Origin of the sequence: Manganibacter manganicus, from assembly GCF_002075885.1 — a bacterium.
GTDB classification, from domain to species: domain Bacteria; phylum Pseudomonadota; class Alphaproteobacteria; order Rhizobiales; family Rhizobiaceae; genus Mesorhizobium; species Mesorhizobium manganicum.
Window position 1 is genome coordinate 1 of the sequence record NZ_MDET01000010.1, and the last position, 16,405, is coordinate 16,405.

12 protein-coding genes are annotated in these 16,405 nt (G+C 62.6%); 3 read left to right on the forward strand and 9 right to left on the reverse strand.

Annotation, left to right across the window (positions count from 1 at the left end):
- Positions 1-147 precede the first annotated feature (147 nt).
- The 9 genes from BFN67_RS07790 to BFN67_RS07830 all read right to left on the reverse strand — a co-directional run bounded on the left by BFN67_RS07790 (position 148) and on the right by BFN67_RS07830 (position 10,957).
- Positions 148-1,212, reverse strand: a complete 1,065-nt coding sequence (locus tag BFN67_RS07790) for an ABC transporter ATP-binding protein (protein WP_080919068.1) — start codon at positions 1,210-1,212, stop codon at positions 148-150.
- 15 nt (positions 1,213-1,227) lie between these two features.
- Positions 1,228-2,019, reverse strand: coding sequence for an ABC transporter permease (locus tag BFN67_RS07795; RefSeq protein ID WP_080919069.1), 792 nt, complete (start codon positions 2,017-2,019; stop codon positions 1,228-1,230).
- Positions 2,016-2,966, reverse strand: a complete 951-nt coding sequence (locus BFN67_RS07800) for an ABC transporter permease (RefSeq protein ID WP_139789082.1) — start codon at positions 2,964-2,966, stop codon at positions 2,016-2,018. The genes BFN67_RS07795 and BFN67_RS07800 overlap by 4 nt, the downstream gene beginning before the upstream one ends.
- A complete protein-coding gene (locus tag BFN67_RS07805) occupies positions 2,956-4,089 on the reverse strand; it encodes an ABC transporter substrate-binding protein (RefSeq protein WP_080919161.1) in 1,134 nt (377 codons plus the stop codon). The genes BFN67_RS07800 and BFN67_RS07805 overlap by 11 nt, the downstream gene beginning before the upstream one ends.
- A gap of 242 nt (positions 4,090-4,331) precedes the next feature.
- Positions 4,332-5,504: an iron-containing alcohol dehydrogenase gene (locus BFN67_RS07810; protein ID WP_080919070.1), complete on the reverse strand. Its 1,173-nt coding sequence runs from the start codon at positions 5,502-5,504 to the stop codon at positions 4,332-4,334.
- 18 nt (positions 5,505-5,522) lie between these two features.
- Entirely contained in the window at positions 5,523-6,908 is a 1,386-nt protein-coding gene (locus BFN67_RS07815) for an aldehyde dehydrogenase family protein (RefSeq protein WP_080919071.1), read from the reverse strand.
- 186 nt (positions 6,909-7,094) lie between these two features.
- Positions 7,095-8,465, reverse strand: coding sequence for a glutamine synthetase family protein (locus BFN67_RS07820; RefSeq protein WP_080919162.1), 1,371 nt, complete (start codon positions 8,463-8,465; stop codon positions 7,095-7,097).
- Between the two features lie 88 nt (positions 8,466-8,553).
- Positions 8,554-10,107: an amino acid permease gene (locus BFN67_RS07825; RefSeq protein ID WP_080919072.1), complete on the reverse strand. Its 1,554-nt coding sequence runs from the start codon at positions 10,105-10,107 to the stop codon at positions 8,554-8,556.
- Between the two features lie 61 nt (positions 10,108-10,168).
- The gene (locus BFN67_RS07830; protein WP_080919073.1) at positions 10,169-10,957 is read right to left on the reverse strand and encodes an N-formylglutamate amidohydrolase; all 789 of its coding nucleotides are present in this window, start codon (positions 10,955-10,957) and stop codon (positions 10,169-10,171) included.
- Positions 10,958-11,108: 151 nt separating this feature from the next.
- Between BFN67_RS07830 and BFN67_RS07835 the strand changes: the two genes are divergently transcribed.
- The 3 genes from BFN67_RS07835 to BFN67_RS07845 all read left to right on the forward strand — a co-directional run bounded on the left by BFN67_RS07835 (position 11,109) and on the right by BFN67_RS07845 (position 16,392).
- Positions 11,109-11,936, forward strand: coding sequence for a MurR/RpiR family transcriptional regulator (locus tag BFN67_RS07835; RefSeq protein WP_080919163.1), 828 nt, complete (start codon positions 11,109-11,111; stop codon positions 11,934-11,936).
- Between the two features lie 158 nt (positions 11,937-12,094).
- Positions 12,095-13,246 (forward strand): efflux RND transporter periplasmic adaptor subunit, encoded by a 1,152-nt coding sequence (locus BFN67_RS07840; protein WP_080919074.1) that lies wholly within the window; start codon positions 12,095-12,097, stop codon positions 13,244-13,246.
- A gap of 17 nt (positions 13,247-13,263) precedes the next feature.
- Positions 13,264-16,392, forward strand: a complete 3,129-nt coding sequence (locus tag BFN67_RS07845) for an efflux RND transporter permease subunit (protein ID WP_080919075.1) — start codon at positions 13,264-13,266, stop codon at positions 16,390-16,392.
- The last annotated feature ends 13 nt before the right edge of the window (positions 16,393-16,405 follow it).

Consider the following 16,405-nt stretch of genomic DNA (forward strand, 5'->3'; position numbering starts at 1 on the left):
GCACCTCACCATGAGGGCTGATGTAGCGCCCGTGTCATTGCTTTGAGGCATCGTCACACAAACCTTCCTCATGCTGAGGAGCCGGCCACGCCGGCGTCTCGAAGCACGCACCTCCGGCCATCACAGGCATGAAGCAAAACCGCTCGCTCAGTTCAACACCAGCAGATCAGCGCATGAAAAACTGATCTCGGCCTTGTCGCCGACCTTCGGCGGCGGTGTCGTGGAATTGTTGAACGTGTCGAGCGACACCACTTCCTTGCCGAGACCGACACGCACGCGGATAACCGAGCCGAGGAAGTGGACGTCCATGATCTCGCCCGTCAGCCGCCCGTCATTGCCGACGCGCGGGCCGAGCGCGATTGCCTCCGGCCGCAGCGCCAGCGCCAGCGCATCGCCATTGCGCGCACCGTCGAGTCCGTCCTTGAGCACCACCTCGCCAGCCCCCAACCGGACCTTGCCGGTTGCGGCGTCGCTGACCGTTCCTTCCAGAACATTGAGCGTGCCGACGAAATTGGCGACGAAACGCGTCGCGGGGCGATTATAGATCTCGAACGGCGTACCGATCTGCTCGGCATGGCCGTCACGCATCACCACCACGCGATCCGACATGGACAGCGCCTCCTCCTGATCGTGGGTGACGAAGATGGTGGTGATATCGAGTTTCTTTTGAATGGCGCGGATTTCCTCGCGCAGCGACAGCCGGATCTTTGCATCGAGAGCCGACAGCGGTTCATCGAGCAAAAGCATCGCCGGGCGCGCGGCCAATGCCCGTGCCAGTGCCACGCGCTGCTGCTGGCCACCCGAAAGCTGATACGGATAACGCTTTTCGAAGCCCGAAAGCCCGATAAGCGTCAGCATCTCCCCGATCCGCTCACGCGCCTCGTCCTTGGCAACGCCGCCAACCCTGAGCCCGAAGCCGATATTGGCCGCCACGCTCATATTGGGGAACAGCGCATAGGCTTGGAACACCATGCCGATCTTGCGCTGGTTGGGCCGCAGGCTGGTGACGTCCCTGCCATTGACGACGATCCGCCCGGTGGTCGGGGTCTCGAAGCCGGCGATCATCCTCAGCACCGTGGTCTTGCCGCAGCCCGACGGCCCGAGGAAGGAAACGAACTCGCCCTGCCCGATGGACAGGTTGACGTCGTCGACCACGGTGTTCTTGCCGAACGCCTTGCCCAGACCTTCAAGCTGGAGAAATGTCTTTTCCATTCGCTCCTTCCAGGATCAGTCGGCGTGCACGGTGGTCTTCGGCGCGAAGCGGGCCAGCAACTGGATCATGCCCATCGATCCCCATGTGATGATGAAGGCAATGATCGCCAGCGCGGCGGGCTCATAGGCCTTGTTGGTGCCGATGATCTGCATGTAGGGGCCAAAGGCCGGCCGGTTGAGCAGGCTCGCCATGACGAACTCGCCGATGACGATGGCGAAGGACAGGAAGGCCCCCGACAGCACCGCGATCAGGATATTCGGGAAGATCACCCGCATCAGGATAGTGGGCGTGCCGGCACCGAGGATCGTCGCGGCCTCGGTCAGCGTCTGCACATCGATGGCGCGCAAGCCCGTATCCACGGCCCGGTACATATAGGGCAGCGACAGGGTGACATAGCCGAATGTCAGCAGCACGTTCGTGCCTTGGGCCGTGCTGGTCAGCGGCAGCAAGGAGGAGGAATTGAACATGCGGATATAGCCGAACACCAGGATGATCGGCGGGATGACCAGCGGCAGCAGCGTTATGAATTCCAGGAACGGCCGCAGCGCCGGCAGCTTGAGCCGCACGAAATAGGCGGCCGGCACGACGAGCACCGTGCCAATGACGATGGTGAACAGCGCGACCGTCGCCGAATAGGTGAAGGTTTGCCGGAAGGCGGGATCGGCCAGCACATTGGCATAGGCGCCGAAGCTGTAGGCCTCGCGCTTGATGCGCATCGAAAACTCGACCGTCGCGATCAGCGGCAGCAGGAAATAAGCCGCGCCGAGCAGGAAGCCGAGCCAGGGAAGAAAGCGTGAGCGCTTCATTTCAACCACTTTTCCGCGCGGGCGCGCACGATCAGGTAGATAATGTTGGCAAGGCCGGTAATGGCGATCATGCCGAGTGCCAGAGCCGCGCCCAGATTGGCGTTATGCAGGACGTCGCCGCGAATCTGCGCATAGAGCAGGACCGGCACGATGTTGAGATAGGAGCCCGTCAGCGCATAGGCCGTGGCGATCGCACCGAAGGAATTGGCGAAAAGCAGCGCCAGAGTGCCGAGAATGTTCGGCCACAGGATCGGCAGGCCGATATAGCGCCAGAACTGCCAGTTGCTCGCCCCGAGCGTCTCGGCCGCCTCGCGCCATTCGTTGCGCAAGCCGTCGATGGCGGGCATGATGATGAGCACCATCAGCGGGGTCTGGAAATAGAGATAGGTCAGCGTCAGCCCCCAGAAGCTGAGCAGGTTGAAGCCGGCACGATAGATGTCGAAGCCGAACACGTCGCGCAGGATGAGGGTGAGCAGGCCGAGCCGGCCAAGCGACGCCAGAAAGGCGAAGGCCAGCGGAATGCCGGCGAAATTCGAGGCGACGCCCGAAAACGTCATCGCGGTGGAGCGCACCCAGCCGGGCAGGCCTCCCCGGCCGACCGAAAGCGCGATCAGCAGGCCCAGAAACGCGCCGATGGCGGCGGATGCCGCAGAAATCTGGATTGAAACGACATAGGCGCCGACGATATTGGGCTGCGCCAGAAGCACGAAATTCTGAAGCGTGAAATTGCCCTGCACGTCGAAGAACGCATCGCTGACCAGCCGCAGCGTCGGCAGGATCAGGAACACGAGCGCGAAAAGCAGGAATGGCGCCACGCCGAGCGCGCTGGCGGACGTTACCGCTGAAAGGACGTTGGCGGCACCGCGCCGCCAACCCGAGCCTGCCCGGAACGAAGTCCGGGCAGGTGCATCGCCGGGCAGGCCGGCGACGTCCTTGTCATTTGACATTGGCGCCGACCATCGAATCCCACTTTTCCGCTATGATCGTCTTGGCGGCGGTCTGGTCTTCGAGCGACGGGAAAACGGCATTGGCGTAGTTTTCGGCCGCCGGCAGCTTGTCCAGAACCTCCTGCGGGATCTTGCCCGCCTTGCTCATGGCGTTGAAGCGGATCGGGTGGCAGTAGCCTTTCAGCCAGCCGATCTGCCCCTCGTCGGAATAGAGATATTCCATCCACAGCTTGGCGGCGTTGGGGTGCGGCGCATAGGCGCTGATCGCCTGGATATAGACGCCGGCCACGACGCCGCTCTTCGGCACCGTGACCTCGATTTCAGGATTGCCCTTCATCGAATCGCGCATCGACAGGAGGTTGTAATCCCAGTTGAGCGCCACCGGCGTGGTGCCCTGTGCGACAGGTGCTGCCTCGGCATCGACGGGCACGAAATTGCCCTCGTCATTGAGCTTCTTGAAGAATTCCAGCCCCTTTTCAGCGGCATCCTTGCCACCCGTGGCGCCGGCGGCGATACCGGCGGCATAGACAGCCATGACCGCATTGTTGGCCGTGCGCGGATCACCGGCCAGCGCAACGGCATTCTTGTAGGTGTCGCTCGTCAGGTCGGACCAGTCGGTCGGCGCCTTGTCGATCACGCTCTTGTTGGTGCCGAAGGCGAGCACACCGTAATAATCGCCATACCAGTGGCCGTCGGCGTCCTTGGCGCTGTCGGGAATCTCGTCCCATGTCGACACCTTGTAAGGCATCAGAAGCCCTTCCGCCTTGGCCGATGGGCCGAAGGACAGGCCCACATCGATCACGTCCGGCGCCTGCGGCCCCTTGTTGTCCTTGTTGGCCTTGATGGCCTCGATCTCGTCGCCCGAGCCGGCCATCGGATTGAGTTCGTTGACCTGGATGCCGTATTTCTTCTTGAACCCCTCGATCAGGTCGCCATAGCCGCACCAGTCGTGCGGCAACGCGATGGTGGTGAGTTGGCCCTCCTTCTTGGCGGCGGCAATCAGATCGTCCATGGATTCGGCCGAAGCGAAGGCCGAGCTTGCCATCAGGGCGGCGGCTGTTAGCGACAGGATCTTGCCCGCAAGTTTGAAGCCCCCGAATTCAGACCGTGTAAATCCAGACATTGTGTTCTCCCGTTTGACTGACGCCGTGGCGCCTGCGATGCGGTATCCACGTTTCATGACAGTCCGATGAAGCCGGGCCGCCCGCACCCAGTATGCTCGAAAGTATCGTCTTTTATCGCCCACCCGCACGCGGGCAGGCGATCATTCTCCGGCTAAATTATTTTCGTGTCCAGTGCTGTCAGTTTCGTTCCCTATCTATTCTTATGATAATCGCAACGATGTGAAACTTATCGCGCGATTCTCTACGCCGCTCCCGACATGGCGCTCTCCAGGAGCGAGAGCGCCGCTGCCCTCGTCAGCTTGATCGGGTTGCCGCTGGCGGTCGGATCGACGATCGCCATATCGGCGATCAGGCCCTTGCGAGCCGCATCCATCTCCAGCCCCTTGATGAGACCGGGCAGCGTGTGCGGCACGTTCAGATCCGCGCGCAGCTTGTCGACCGCCCTGACGAAGCCTTCAAAGCCCCCGGCAATGCCGCAATAAGCGGCAAGCCGCACGATCCGCGCCTCGATCGCCTCACGGTTGAAGGCGAGCACATAGGGCATGAACACCGCATTGGTCATGCCGTGATGCGTGTCGTAGAGCGCGCCGATCGGGTGCGACAGCGAATGAATGGCGCCGAGCCCCTTCTGGAAGGCGGTCGCGCCCATGGCAGCGGCGCTCATCATATGCGCGCGGGCGACCAGATCGTTGCCGTCGCGATAAGCCTTGGGAAGGTTCTCGAACACCAGACGGATGCCTTCCACCGCGATGCCGTCGGCCATCGGATGATAGCCCGGTGCGCAATAGGCCTCCAGACAATGCGCCAACGCATCCATGCCGGTGCCGGCAGTGATGAAGGGCGGCATACCGACCGTCAGTTCCGGGTCGGCGATAACGATCTCCGGCAGCATCTTCGGGTGGAAGATGACCTTCTTGGTGTGGCTCGCCTCATGCGTGATGACGCCGGCGCGGCCGACTTCCGAGCCGGTGCCGGCCGTCGTCGGCACAGCGATGATGGGAACGATGGCGCCGGCGTCGGCGCGCGTCCACCAGTCGCCGACATCCTCGAAATCCCAGACCGGGCGTGTCTGGCCGGCCTGGAAGGCGATCAGCTTGCCAAGGTCCAGCGCCGAGCCGCCGCCGAAAGCGATGACGCCGTCATGCCCGCCCTTCTTGAATACCTCGATGCCCGCGGTAAGATTGGACTCCACCGGGTTCGGCTTGACGTCGGAAAAGACGCCATGCGGCACGCCGGCATCGTCGAGGATCTTCAGCGTCGAAGCCACGACGGGCAGCTTCGCCAGCCCCGGATCGGTGACGAAAAGCGGATTCTTGATACCCACCGCCTCCAGCACGTCCGGCAGTTCCTTGATGCGGCCGGCGCCGAAGCGGACAGTGGTCGGGTAATTCCATTTGGAGACGAGGTCGGTCATTTTCTTGCTTTCGAAAAGTCAGATGGTTTCGCGCAGGTGGTAGCTTTTCGGCCGGGTCAGATTGTCGTAGCCGATCTGGCTCAGGCCCGCGCCCTTGCCGGTGTCCTTCACGCCGGTCCACACCAGAGCCGGATCGAGATAATCGCAGCGGTTCATGAAGACGGTACCGGTCTCCACGCGGTCGCCGATGGCCACCGCATGATCGGTGTCGGTGGTCCAGATCGAAGCGGTCAGCCCGTAAGGAGAATCGTTCATCAACGCAATGGCTTCCTCGTCATTGCACACCTTCATGATGCCGACGATCGGCCCGAAACTTTCCTCGCGCATGACCGACATCTGATGGTCAACATTGGTCAGCACTTCGGGCGCCAGGTAGGGTGAACCGGCCTTATCGCCTTCCACCCTCATGTTTATGTGGGCGCTGGCTCCCTTGCGCAGCGCTTCGGCCTTCTGCTCGCGGATCAGGTCGGCAAAGCGTGCCTGCGCCATAGGCCCCATCGTCGTCGCCTGCTCCAGCGGGTTGCCGACGACATAATTCTTCGTCTCGGCAATGAAGCCGGAAACGAAATCGTCATAGACCTTCTCATGCACATAGACGCGCTCGATACCGCAGCAGCATTGGCCGGAATTGAAAAAAGCACCGTCGACCAGATTGGAAATGGCATGGTCGAGCTTGGCGTCCGACAGCACATAGGCCGGATCCTTGCCGCCAAGTTCCAACCCCAGCGTCATGAAGGTGCCGGCCGCCGCCTTTTCGATGGCGCGTCCGCCCGCCACCGAACCGGTGAAGTTGACATGATCGATCTTGCCGGAGCCGAGCAGCTTTTCGGTCCTTGCATGGTCGAGCACGATGTTCTGGAACACGCCCTTCGGCAGCCCGGCCTTCTCGAAAGCCTGCGCGAAACGCTCGCCGACGAGCAGCGTCTGTGCCGCATGCTTGAGAATGACCGTCGACCCCGCCATCAGCGCCGGCACGATGGTGTTGACCGCCGTCAGATACGGATAGTTCCACGGCGCGATCACCATGACGACACCGAGCGGCTCCTTCTTCACATAGCGGCGGAAGCCGTCTTTCGGAATGGAGGCCGGCACCGGCGCCAACGCCTTCTCGGCAATCTCGACCATATATTGCGTGCGTTCCCTCACCCCACCGGACTCGCCGCCATAGCGCACCGGCCGGCCCATCTGCCAAGCGATCTCCGGCACGATCTCGTCGTTCATGGTGACAAGCGCCTCCAGCATGGCCAGCATGGTTTTGCCGCGTTCGGCGATCGAGGTCTGCGCCCACTGCACCTGAGCGGCCCGCGCGCGCTCGACGGCGGCATTGATCGCCCTGTCATCGGCAATCGGCCGCTCGGCATAGATCGAGCCGTCGATAGGGGATTTGAGTTTTACCGTTTCCAATTTTTTCTCCGAAGTTCCATAGCTAGTGCCTCCTTCGAGGCTCGCTCCTTCGACAAGCTCAGGTCGCACCTCAGGATGAGGAAGGTGAGTTGCTCGGCATCGCTTTTCGTAGCTCGATATACAACGGTCCTCATGCCGAGGAGGCGGTGAAGCCGCCGTCTCGAAGCACGCACAACATTCCTCGAATCAATACCTTTCGAACCCTCTGTGCAGTTCCCAATCGGTGATGCGGCGGTCATATTCGAACTGCTCCCAGTGCGCATTGTGGACATAGTGCGCGACGACATCCTCGCCGAGGGCCGCCTTCAGCATTTTCGATTTCGCCATCGTCTCGGTGGCATCGCGCAGCGTCTTGGGGATTTCCGGCAGTCGGGCCGATTGGTAGGCGTCGCCGACGAACGGCTTCTGCAATTCCAGCTTCTCGTCGATGCCGGCCAGGCCCGCCGCGATCAGCGCCGCGAAGGCAAGATACGGGTTCAAATCGGCGCCGCCGATGCGGCACTCCATGCGAATCCCCTTGGTGCCCTCGCCGCAAAGCCGGAAGCCGGCGGTGCGGTTATCCTCGCTCCACATGATCTTGGTCGGCGCGAAGGTGCCGGCCTGGAAACGCTTGTAGGAGTTGATATAGGGCGCCAGGAACCAGGTGAAGTCCTTGGCATATTTGAGCTGTCCGGCCGCCCATTGCCGGCCGAGCGCGGACAGTGTCCATTCCGCGTCCTTGTCGTAGAACAGCGGCGTCTTGCCATCGGCGCTCCACAACGAATTGTGGATATGGCTGGAATTGCCGGCAAGGTCGTAATTGTACTTGGCCATGAAGGAAATTGACTTGCCTTCGGCAGCCGCGATCTCCTTGCAGCCATTTTTCAGGATGACGTGCCGGTCGGCCATCTCCAGCGCCTCGGCATAACGCACATTGATCTCTTCCTGGCCCGGCCCCCATTCGCCCTTGGAGTTCTCGATCGGCACGCCTGCGGCTTCCATATCGTTGCGGATGCGCCGCATCACGTCTTCTTCCTTGGTGGTGATGCCGATAAGGTAATCGCCAATATAGGGCGAGGCGGTATCCAGACCCTGCCAATGCTTGGCGCGCGCCGTCTCATAGGTCTCGGAGAAAAGATAGAATTCCAGTTCGGAGGCGAAATAGGCGAGATAGCCGCGCTCCTTCAGCCGGGCCACCTGCTTCTTCAGGATGGCCCGTGGCGAATGTGGCAGGTCGGCGTGATCATGATGGTCGAGCACATCGACCAGGCAGAGCGCGGTCTTTTCCAGCCATGGAATGGGTCGCAGCGTGGACAGGTCCGGCTTCATGACGAAATCGCCATAGCCCTTGTCCCAGCTTGCCGCCTTGTAGCCGGGCACCGGTTCCATATCGATGTCGTTGGCAAGCAGGTAATTGCAGCCATGGGTTTCGTCATGCGCGGAATCGACGAAAAACCGCGCCAGAAACCGCTTGCCGATCAGGCGCCCCTGCATGTCCACCGCGCAGGCCAGCACGGTATCGATCTCGTCAGCCGAGACCGCCTTCTTCAATTGATCGAACGAGAGATTGCCGGCCATTTGCGGACGCTCCTGCATGAATAAGTGAAAATGCTTGAAAACAGAGAGGCCGCGGCCGGCATGGGGCCGGCCGCGGCCATGGATGAACCTAGTGGCTTTCGCCGACCGCCTGCTCGGCCGCCTTGATCGCCGCCTGCCGCGCCGCTACGATCTCGCCGATCGGCGGACCTTGGAAGCGGTTCCGCTCGAAGGCGAACCAGACGATAGCCGTCAGGATAAAGAAGCCGACGGTGATGTAGAGCGCCCAGTCGTTCGGCGGCTGGACGCCGATGACGAAGATCAGGATCATCGACAGGATCGAAAGCACGGCGAAGATCGTGAACACGCCGCGCCCCATGTTCCATGGCCCCATCTTGTCCCATTTCGGCGTGCCCCAGGCGAGCAGGCCAAGCGTGATCGGGAAGGTGAAGGAGATGAACAGGAAGATCACCGTGCACGACACCACGATGGTGTAAGCCGAAGTGCCGGCAACCGAGACCACCGACGACCCCCACACGAACAGCACCGCAAGCGTGGCGCCTGTCCAGATGGCGGCGACGGGCGTGCGATAGGTCGGGCTGACCTTGGACAACGCCTTCGAAGCCGGCAGGCCGCCGTCGCGGGCGAAGGCGAAGATCATGCGCGAGGCCGATGTGACGGTTGCCAGGCCGCACAGAAGCTGCGCGACGAACACCACCAGATAGACGATCTCCTTGACCACCGGATTGACGCGCTGGTCGAAGGCCCAGAAGAACACGTTCCAGCCCTGCTTGGCGGCTTCGTCCATGTTCGGGATCATCAGCACGAAGGAGGCCAGGAAGAGATAGCCGAACAGAGCCGACCAGACCACCGACATGACCATTGCGCGCGGCACCGAGCTTGCCGCCTTGATCGTTTCTTCAGAAGTATGCGCCGAGGCGTCATAGCCGGTGATCGTGTAGATCGGCAGCAACAGGCCGAGTGCGAACACCCAGGCATTCGACACCGAGGGCCACACATTGCCGCCGGCTTCGCCGGAATAGTTGTGGAAGGTGAACAGGCGCGAGACATCCCAGCTTTCCGCCGATGCCAGACACACCACCGCGATCAGGATGGCGCCGAAGAAGATCAGATAGCCGGAGAAATCGGTCAGCCTGGCGGTCAGCTTGATGCCGAGATGATTGATGAGCGCCTGGCCGCCGGTGATGATGATCAGGAAGATCATCTGGTCGGTCAGTGTGCCCTCGATGCCCAGTGTCGGGCCGAACGCGCCCATGAAAAATGTCCAGGTGCCGACATTGATGGCGCCCAGGACGGTGATCAGCCCGAGCAGGTTGAGCCAGGCCGTCACCCAACCGGTGCCGCGATTGCCGAGGATCGAGCCCCAGTGATAAAGCCCGCCCGCCGTGGGGTAGGCGGAGGAAATCTGCGACATGGCAACGGCAAACACCAGCGACACGAAGCAGCCGACCAGCCAGCCGACGCCGACGCCGATGCCGCCCGCCCCCGACGTCGCCTGCGCCAGCGAATTGATGCCGCCGGACAGGATGCAGATGATCGAGAAGGAAACGGCAAAGTTCGAGAATCGGCTGAGCCGCCGTTCGAGTTCCTGGGCATAGCCCATCGAATGCAGGACCTTGACGTCCTCGCTCTTGTCTTGATCGGTATAGTCGCGCGCCGCCATGAATCTATCCTCCTTGTCGTCAATGAATTGATCTTTCAGTCCGGCCCTCCTCCAGGGCGCTTCATCGTGGCGGTGGCTTTGCAAGCCGTGCCGGCGACAGTGTCCGAAAGATATCCGCAAGCCGTTCGGCCCACATTCCCTGGGCGGCCTTGTCGGCGATCTCGTCGTTGCGGATCTCGATCATCGCGCAGGCAAGGCCGCGCGAACGCGCATGCCGCTCCAGCGTGAAATAGACGCGGTCGGCGGGCGAATAAGGTTCATTGACGCCGACGACCACCGCCTCCAGCCGCCTGAGCGCGGCAATCAACGGGGCGGCAAGCCTCGTGTCGTCGTCATGGATAATGCCGATATGCCAGGGTCGGTGCCCGCCCTTGTAGACCGGCGTGAAGGAATGGATCGAAACCATCAAGGTTTCGACGTCACGCGCAAGACGCTCCTGAACGACAGTGTCGAGCGCGGCGTGAAAGGGCTGCCACGACAACGCAATTCGCGCCTCGCGCGCGGCAGCCGAAAGATTCTCGTTGCCGGGGATACCCGTCGTCTCGCTGACCGGCGGCACCAGATCGGGCGCGTCGAGCGGCCGATTGCAGTCGATGGCGAGTCGCGAGATGCAGCTTTCCACCAATGTCGCGTCGAGCGCGGCCGCCAACTGGCGCGCCACCGGCAAAGCGCCGGGGTCCCATGCGATGTGGCTCGAAAGCGCCACACCACGCAGCCCGAGCGTGCCGAGTTCGTCGGGCAAATAATTTGAAGCATGGTCGCAGGTGAAGACGAACGGGCTTGATCCGCCAGGGTTCGTGACCCTCACGGGGTCCGGTGAAGCAAGACTGGCCTGCCGAGCCGTTCCCATCCCGTCGCTCCCAGGGATATGCCGATGATGCGTATCGTACGTTACGGATTATGCATCATTGCATCCTTATGAATGATTTCATACACTTTCTCCGATTTTGTCAAACCGGTTTTCCAAAATGCCATCCCAAATGGCGCGAAAGGTGGGGAAGATGATTTCCAGCATCGCCGAACTGATCGCCGACCGCATCGACGTGATGCCGGCCGGAGAACGGCGCGCCGCGCATACGCTGGTTTCCCACTATCCGCTGATCGGGCTGAGGACGGTCGCCGAATTTTCGGCCGCCGCCGGCGTCTCCTCGCCCACGATCCTGCGCTTCGTCGCCCGCCTCGGTTTCCAGAACTATCCCGAATTCCAGTCGGCCTTGCAGGAAGAACTGGCAGCGCAGGTGCAGTCGCCGGCCTCGCGCGCACTGGGGCCTTCGGTTCCTTCGGGCGATGCGGCCTCGCCGCTGGTCGAGGCCATGCTGGACAATATGCGCCAGACCTTCCGCCATCTGCCGCAGCGCCAGATCGATGAGGTCGCCGCGCGGCTCGCCGAGCGCCGCGGCCATATGTATCTGGTCGGCGGGCGCTTCACCGATCCGCTGGCCCGCTATCTCGCGGCTCATCTGGCCATCCTGCGGCCCAATGTCTTCCACCTTGCCGGGCAGGAAAGCATCTGGCGCGACCGGCTGATCGACATGGGCAAGCGCGACGTGTTGGTCATCTTCGACATCCGCCGCTATCAGGACAGCCTTGTGCGTTTCGCCGAGAAGGCGCATCAGCGCGGCGTGCAGATCGTGCTGTTCACCGACCAATGGTTGTCGCCGATCGCCCGCGTCGCCCGCCACGTCATTGCCGGGCGCACGGCGGTCCCCTCCGCCTGGGATTCGTCCGCCGCACTGTTCGCCGTGGTCGAAACCGTGATCGGCGCAGTGACCGGAAGACTGGAAGCCACGGGCGCGCAGCGCATCCGTGAGATCGAAGGCTTACGCTAACATCCAACCTTACGCATAATTAATGTGCGCCGCGGCGGGAGAATTGCCATATAGCCGCAATAGTCGACGCTGCATATCGCGTTTTGCGCTATGATGTTGCGGCCGCCGGAAATTCACGAACCGGCCGGCGCGCTCTTTGATTGCCAACCGGAGGGCCTATGGCCGCCTGGAAACAGATTGCCGTTTGTCTCGTCGTCCTCGTGGTCGCGGCGGCTGCCTGGGTGCGCTTCTTCCCCGGCGCACCGGAGATTCTCGACCGTTGGGGCATTGATTGGGCGCATGCGGCCATCCCGAAGGCCGAAACCGGATCCATCGCCAGAAGCAGTGGAAGCGCCGGCATCGAGACCCCGCAGACGCTGGTGGTGGCCGCCAGGGTGGCGAGCGCCACGATCAACGACAAATTGCAGGCGATCGGCACAGGCCGCGCCAAGGCGACCGTGGCCGTCAATCCCTATGGTTCCGGGCGGCTCGTCGCCTTCCTCGTGCAGTCGGGCGCGCATGTCAAAGCCGGCGAGGTCATCGCCAGGCTCGATTCGGAAACCGAACAGATCGCGCTCGAACGCGCCAAGGCAACTCGCGACGACGCGCTCGCCAAGGTGGAACGCATGAAGGCGCTGCGTTCGTCCAATACGGCCTCGCAGGTGCAATTGACCGACGCCGAACTTTCCCTGCGCACCGCCGAGCTTTCCGTGCATGAAGCGGAGGTGGCGCTTGATCGCCGTTCCGTCACCACGCCGATTTCCGGCATCGTCGGCATCCTGCCCATCGAGGCCGGCAACTACGTCACCAGCCAGACCTCGATCGCCACGGTGGACGACCGTTCCAGCATACTGGTCGATTTCTGGGTGCCCGAACGCTTCGCGGCCTCAGTCAAGATCGGCGACGCCATCACCGCAACGCTGCTTGCCAATCCGAAGCATCTCTATCAGGGCACGGTCTCGGCCATCGATAACCGCATCGACGACAAGAGCCGCACGCTCTGGGTCCAGGCGACCATCGACAATCCCGCTGATTCGCTGCGCGCCGGCATGGCCTTCAACGTCACCATGGCCTTTCCCGGCGACACCTATCCCTCGATCAGCCCGCTGGCACTGCAATGGGGCACGGACGGCGCGTTCATCTGGGCCGTCAAGGACGGCAAGGCGAAAAAGGTCGCAGTGCGCGTCATTCAGCGCAACAGCGACAGCGTTCTCGTCGATGGACCGATCGACGAAGGCGATACGGTCGTGACCGAGGGGGTGCAAAGCATTCGTGAGGGCAGCGCGGTCCGCATTGCCGGCAACACGGCCCCGGCCGTGAACGGCGCCTGAGCGGACGCCGCCGCCCGATGAGCGAGACACCGAAGAGCAACGAAAACAGCTTCACCGCCCTGTTCATCCGCAGGCCCGTGCTGGCTTTCGTCCTCAACACGCTGATCGCGGTTGCCGGTCTCGCCGCATTCTATGGCGTCGAGGTGCGCGAATTGCCCGACGTCGATCGCGCGGTGATCTCCGTCACCACCGATTTCGAGGGCGCGGCGGCCGAAACCGTCGACCGCGAACTGACCAAGACCATCGAGGATGCCGTCGCCCGCGTCTCCGGCGTCAAGCAGATTTCCTCCACCTCGTCGTTCGGACGCAGCCGCGTCACCATCGAATTCAACGACGGCGTCGACCTCAACGTCGCCGCTTCCGACGTGCGCGACGCGGTCGGGCGCATCGCCGACCAGATGCCGGACGAAGCCGATCCGGCACGCATCGTCAAGGCAGACGCCAACGCCGACGCGGTGATGCGGCTCGCCATCACCGCCGACAATATGTCGATCCAGGACATGACGGTGATCGTGCAGGATCAGGTCGAGGACACGCTGGCCGCGGTGCCGGGTGTGGCAGACGTGCAGGTCTATGGTGACCGCGACAAGATCTTCCGCATCGATGTCGATCAGGCGAAACTCGCCAGCCTCGGCTATACGGTGGCGGATCTGCGTGGCGCACTCTCCTCCATCGCCTTCGATTCGCCGTCCGGATCGATCACCACCACCGACCAGAGCCTTGTCGTGCGCACCACCGCCGACGTGACGACGCCGGAACAGTTCGAAGACATCGTCATCGGCGGCAACACCCATATCCGTGACGTCGCCAATGTCACGCTCGGCCCCGACATCGGCCAGACCACATTGCGTTCCGACGGCAAGAACGGCATCGGCATCGGCATCATCCGCCAGGCCGAATCCAACACGCTCGACATCTCCGAAGGCGTCCGTGCAACCGTCGCCAAGCTCCAGCAGAACCTGCCGAAAGGCATGCACATCAAGGTCACCAGCGACGACGCGGTGTTCGTCAACGGCGCCGTGCACGAGGTCGAGATCGCACTGGTTCTTTCGGTCTCGATCGTGCTGATCATCATCTACATCTTCCTGCTCGACTGGCGTGCCACGCTGATCCCCGGCTTTTCCATGCCGGTCGCCCTGATCGGCACCATCGCCGCCATCTATCTCGCCGGTTTCTCGATCAACATCCTCACGCTTTTGGCGCTGGTGCTGGCCACCGGCCTGGTCGTCGATGACGCCATCGTGGTGCTGGAAAACATCGTGCGCCGGCGTAACGAGGGTCTAGGCCCCCGCGCCGCCGCCGTGCTCGGCACGCAGGAAGTGTTCTTCGCCGTCATCGCCACCACCGCCACGCTGGTCGCGGTGTTCGTGCCGATCTCCTTCCTGCCCGGCCAGGCTGGCGGCCTGTTTCGCGAATTCGGCTTCGTTCTGGCGATTGCCGTGTTCTTGTCCAGCGTCGTCGCGCTGACCCTGTGCCCCATGCTCGCCTCGCGCATGCTCTCCAACGCCGCCCTTCATCATGAAGGCCAAAGCGGCATTGGCGGTAAGATCGGCTCGGCCCTTTCCGGCCTCTATCGCCGCTGCCTGCACGCCTGCCTTGGCGCGCCGTGGCTGGTGATTTTGGCCGCGGCATTGTTCGCCGGCGTTGCATTTTCCCTGTTCGGTACCATTCGCCAGGAGTTGACGCCGACCGAGGACCGCTCCGTCGTTCTCCTGCGCATCAACGCGCCGCAGGGCGTCAGCCTCGAATACACCGCCGAGCAGATGCGCAAGATCGAGAAACTGATCCAGCCGATGCGCGATTCCGGCGAAATCCAGAGCACGTTCGAGTTCGCCGGTTCGCGCGGTGCCTATAATGCCGGCTTCATGGTTATGACGCTGGCGCCGTGGGAGGAGCGCACGCGCAGCCAGCAGCAGATCATGGCCGAGATCAGCGACCTCGGCAGACAGATCCCGGCCATCCGCATCTACCCCGTTCAGCCGAACAGCCTCGGCATCAGGGGCGCGGGCAACGGCCTGCAATTCGCCCTCGTCGGCAATGACCGGCAAGCCTTGAGCAAGGCCGCCAATACCATCATCGACGAGATGCAGAAGGATCCGCGCTTCCAGAATCCGCGCCTTTCGGTGGACCCGACGCAGCCGCAGCTTGCCGTCGAGATCGACCGTACCCGCGCCTCCGACCTTGGCATCGACATCACCGGCCTGGCCGATACCATGCAGGCCATGCTCGACGGCAACAAGGTCGGCGACGTCTATATCGCCGACCGCAGCTATGACGTGAAGCTGGTCTCCACCACCAACCCGATCAACGACCCGACCGATCTGGAGAACCTGTTCCTCAAGACCGCCGACGAGCGTTTCGTGCCGATGTCCACCATCGCCACGCTCAAGGAAAAGGCAGTGCCGCCCTCGCTGACACGCGAGCAGCAGCAGCCATCGGTGGCAATCACCACCAATCTGCGCAGCGATTTCGCGCTTGGCGACGCGCTCGAACACACCGAAGAGCTCGCGGCCCCCGTTCTCACCCCTGGCGTTCGACTGCTGCCGCTGGCCGAGGCAGCGACGCTCGGCGAAACCAACAGCGGCATGATCACCATTTTCGGCTTCGCGCTTGTCATCATCCTGCTGGTGCTGGCGGCGCAATTCGAAAGCTTCGTCTCCGCCATCATCATCATGGCCACCGTGCCGCTGGGACTTGCCTGCGCCATCATCGCGCTGATCCTCACCGGAACCAGCCTCAACGCCTACAGCCAGATCGGGCTCGTTCTTCTGGTCGGCGTCATGGCCAAGAACGGCATTCTCATCGTCGAATTCGCCAATCAGTTGCGCGATCGCGGAATGGCTGTTCGAGAAGCCATCGAGGAAGCGGCCAATATCCGCCTGCGTCCGGTGATGATGACCATGATCTGCACCGTACTCGGCGGCTTGCCGCTGGTACTGGCCAGCGGCGCCGGCGCCGAGGCCCGCATTGCGCTCGGCTGGGTCATCGTCGGTGGGCTCGGCCTTGCGACCGTCTCGACCCTTTTCCTCACCCCGGTTGCCTATCTCCTGCTCGGCCGTTTCATCACGCCGAAAGCGCATGAGGAGGCACGTCTCAGACGCGAGTTGGAAGAAGCCGCCTATGTCAATGTCGAGCCGGCGGAGTAGCCGGCCGGCTCGA

Bases quoted from the DNA above. Each gene is read 5' to 3' on its own strand.
- BFN67_RS07840 (WP_080919074.1), top strand. From the start codon at position 12,095: ATGGCCGCCTGGAAACAGATTGCCGTTTGTCTCGTCGTCCTCGTGGTC.
- BFN67_RS07805 (WP_080919161.1), bottom strand. From the start codon at position 4,089: ATGTCTGGATTTACACGGTCTGAATTCGGGGGCTTCAAACTTGCGGGC.
- BFN67_RS07825 (WP_080919072.1), bottom strand. From the start codon at position 10,107: ATGGCGGCGCGCGACTATACCGATCAAGACAAGAGCGAGGACGTCAAG.
- BFN67_RS07830 (WP_080919073.1), bottom strand. From the start codon at position 10,957: ATGGGAACGGCTCGGCAGGCCAGTCTTGCTTCACCGGACCCCGTGAGG.
- BFN67_RS07810 (WP_080919070.1), bottom strand. From the start codon at position 5,504: ATGACCGACCTCGTCTCCAAATGGAATTACCCGACCACTGTCCGCTTC.
- BFN67_RS07845 (WP_080919075.1), top strand. From the start codon at position 13,264: ATGAGCGAGACACCGAAGAGCAACGAAAACAGCTTCACCGCCCTGTTC.
- BFN67_RS07835 (WP_080919163.1), top strand. From the start codon at position 11,109: ATGATTTCCAGCATCGCCGAACTGATCGCCGACCGCATCGACGTGATG.
- BFN67_RS07795 (WP_080919069.1), bottom strand. From the start codon at position 2,019: ATGAAGCGCTCACGCTTTCTTCCCTGGCTCGGCTTCCTGCTCGGCGCG.
- BFN67_RS07800 (WP_139789082.1), bottom strand. From the start codon at position 2,966: ATGTCAAATGACAAGGACGTCGCCGGCCTGCCCGGCGATGCACCTGCC.
- BFN67_RS07820 (WP_080919162.1), bottom strand. From the start codon at position 8,465: ATGGCCGGCAATCTCTCGTTCGATCAATTGAAGAAGGCGGTCTCGGCT.
- BFN67_RS07790 (WP_080919068.1), bottom strand. From the start codon at position 1,212: ATGGAAAAGACATTTCTCCAGCTTGAAGGTCTGGGCAAGGCGTTCGGC.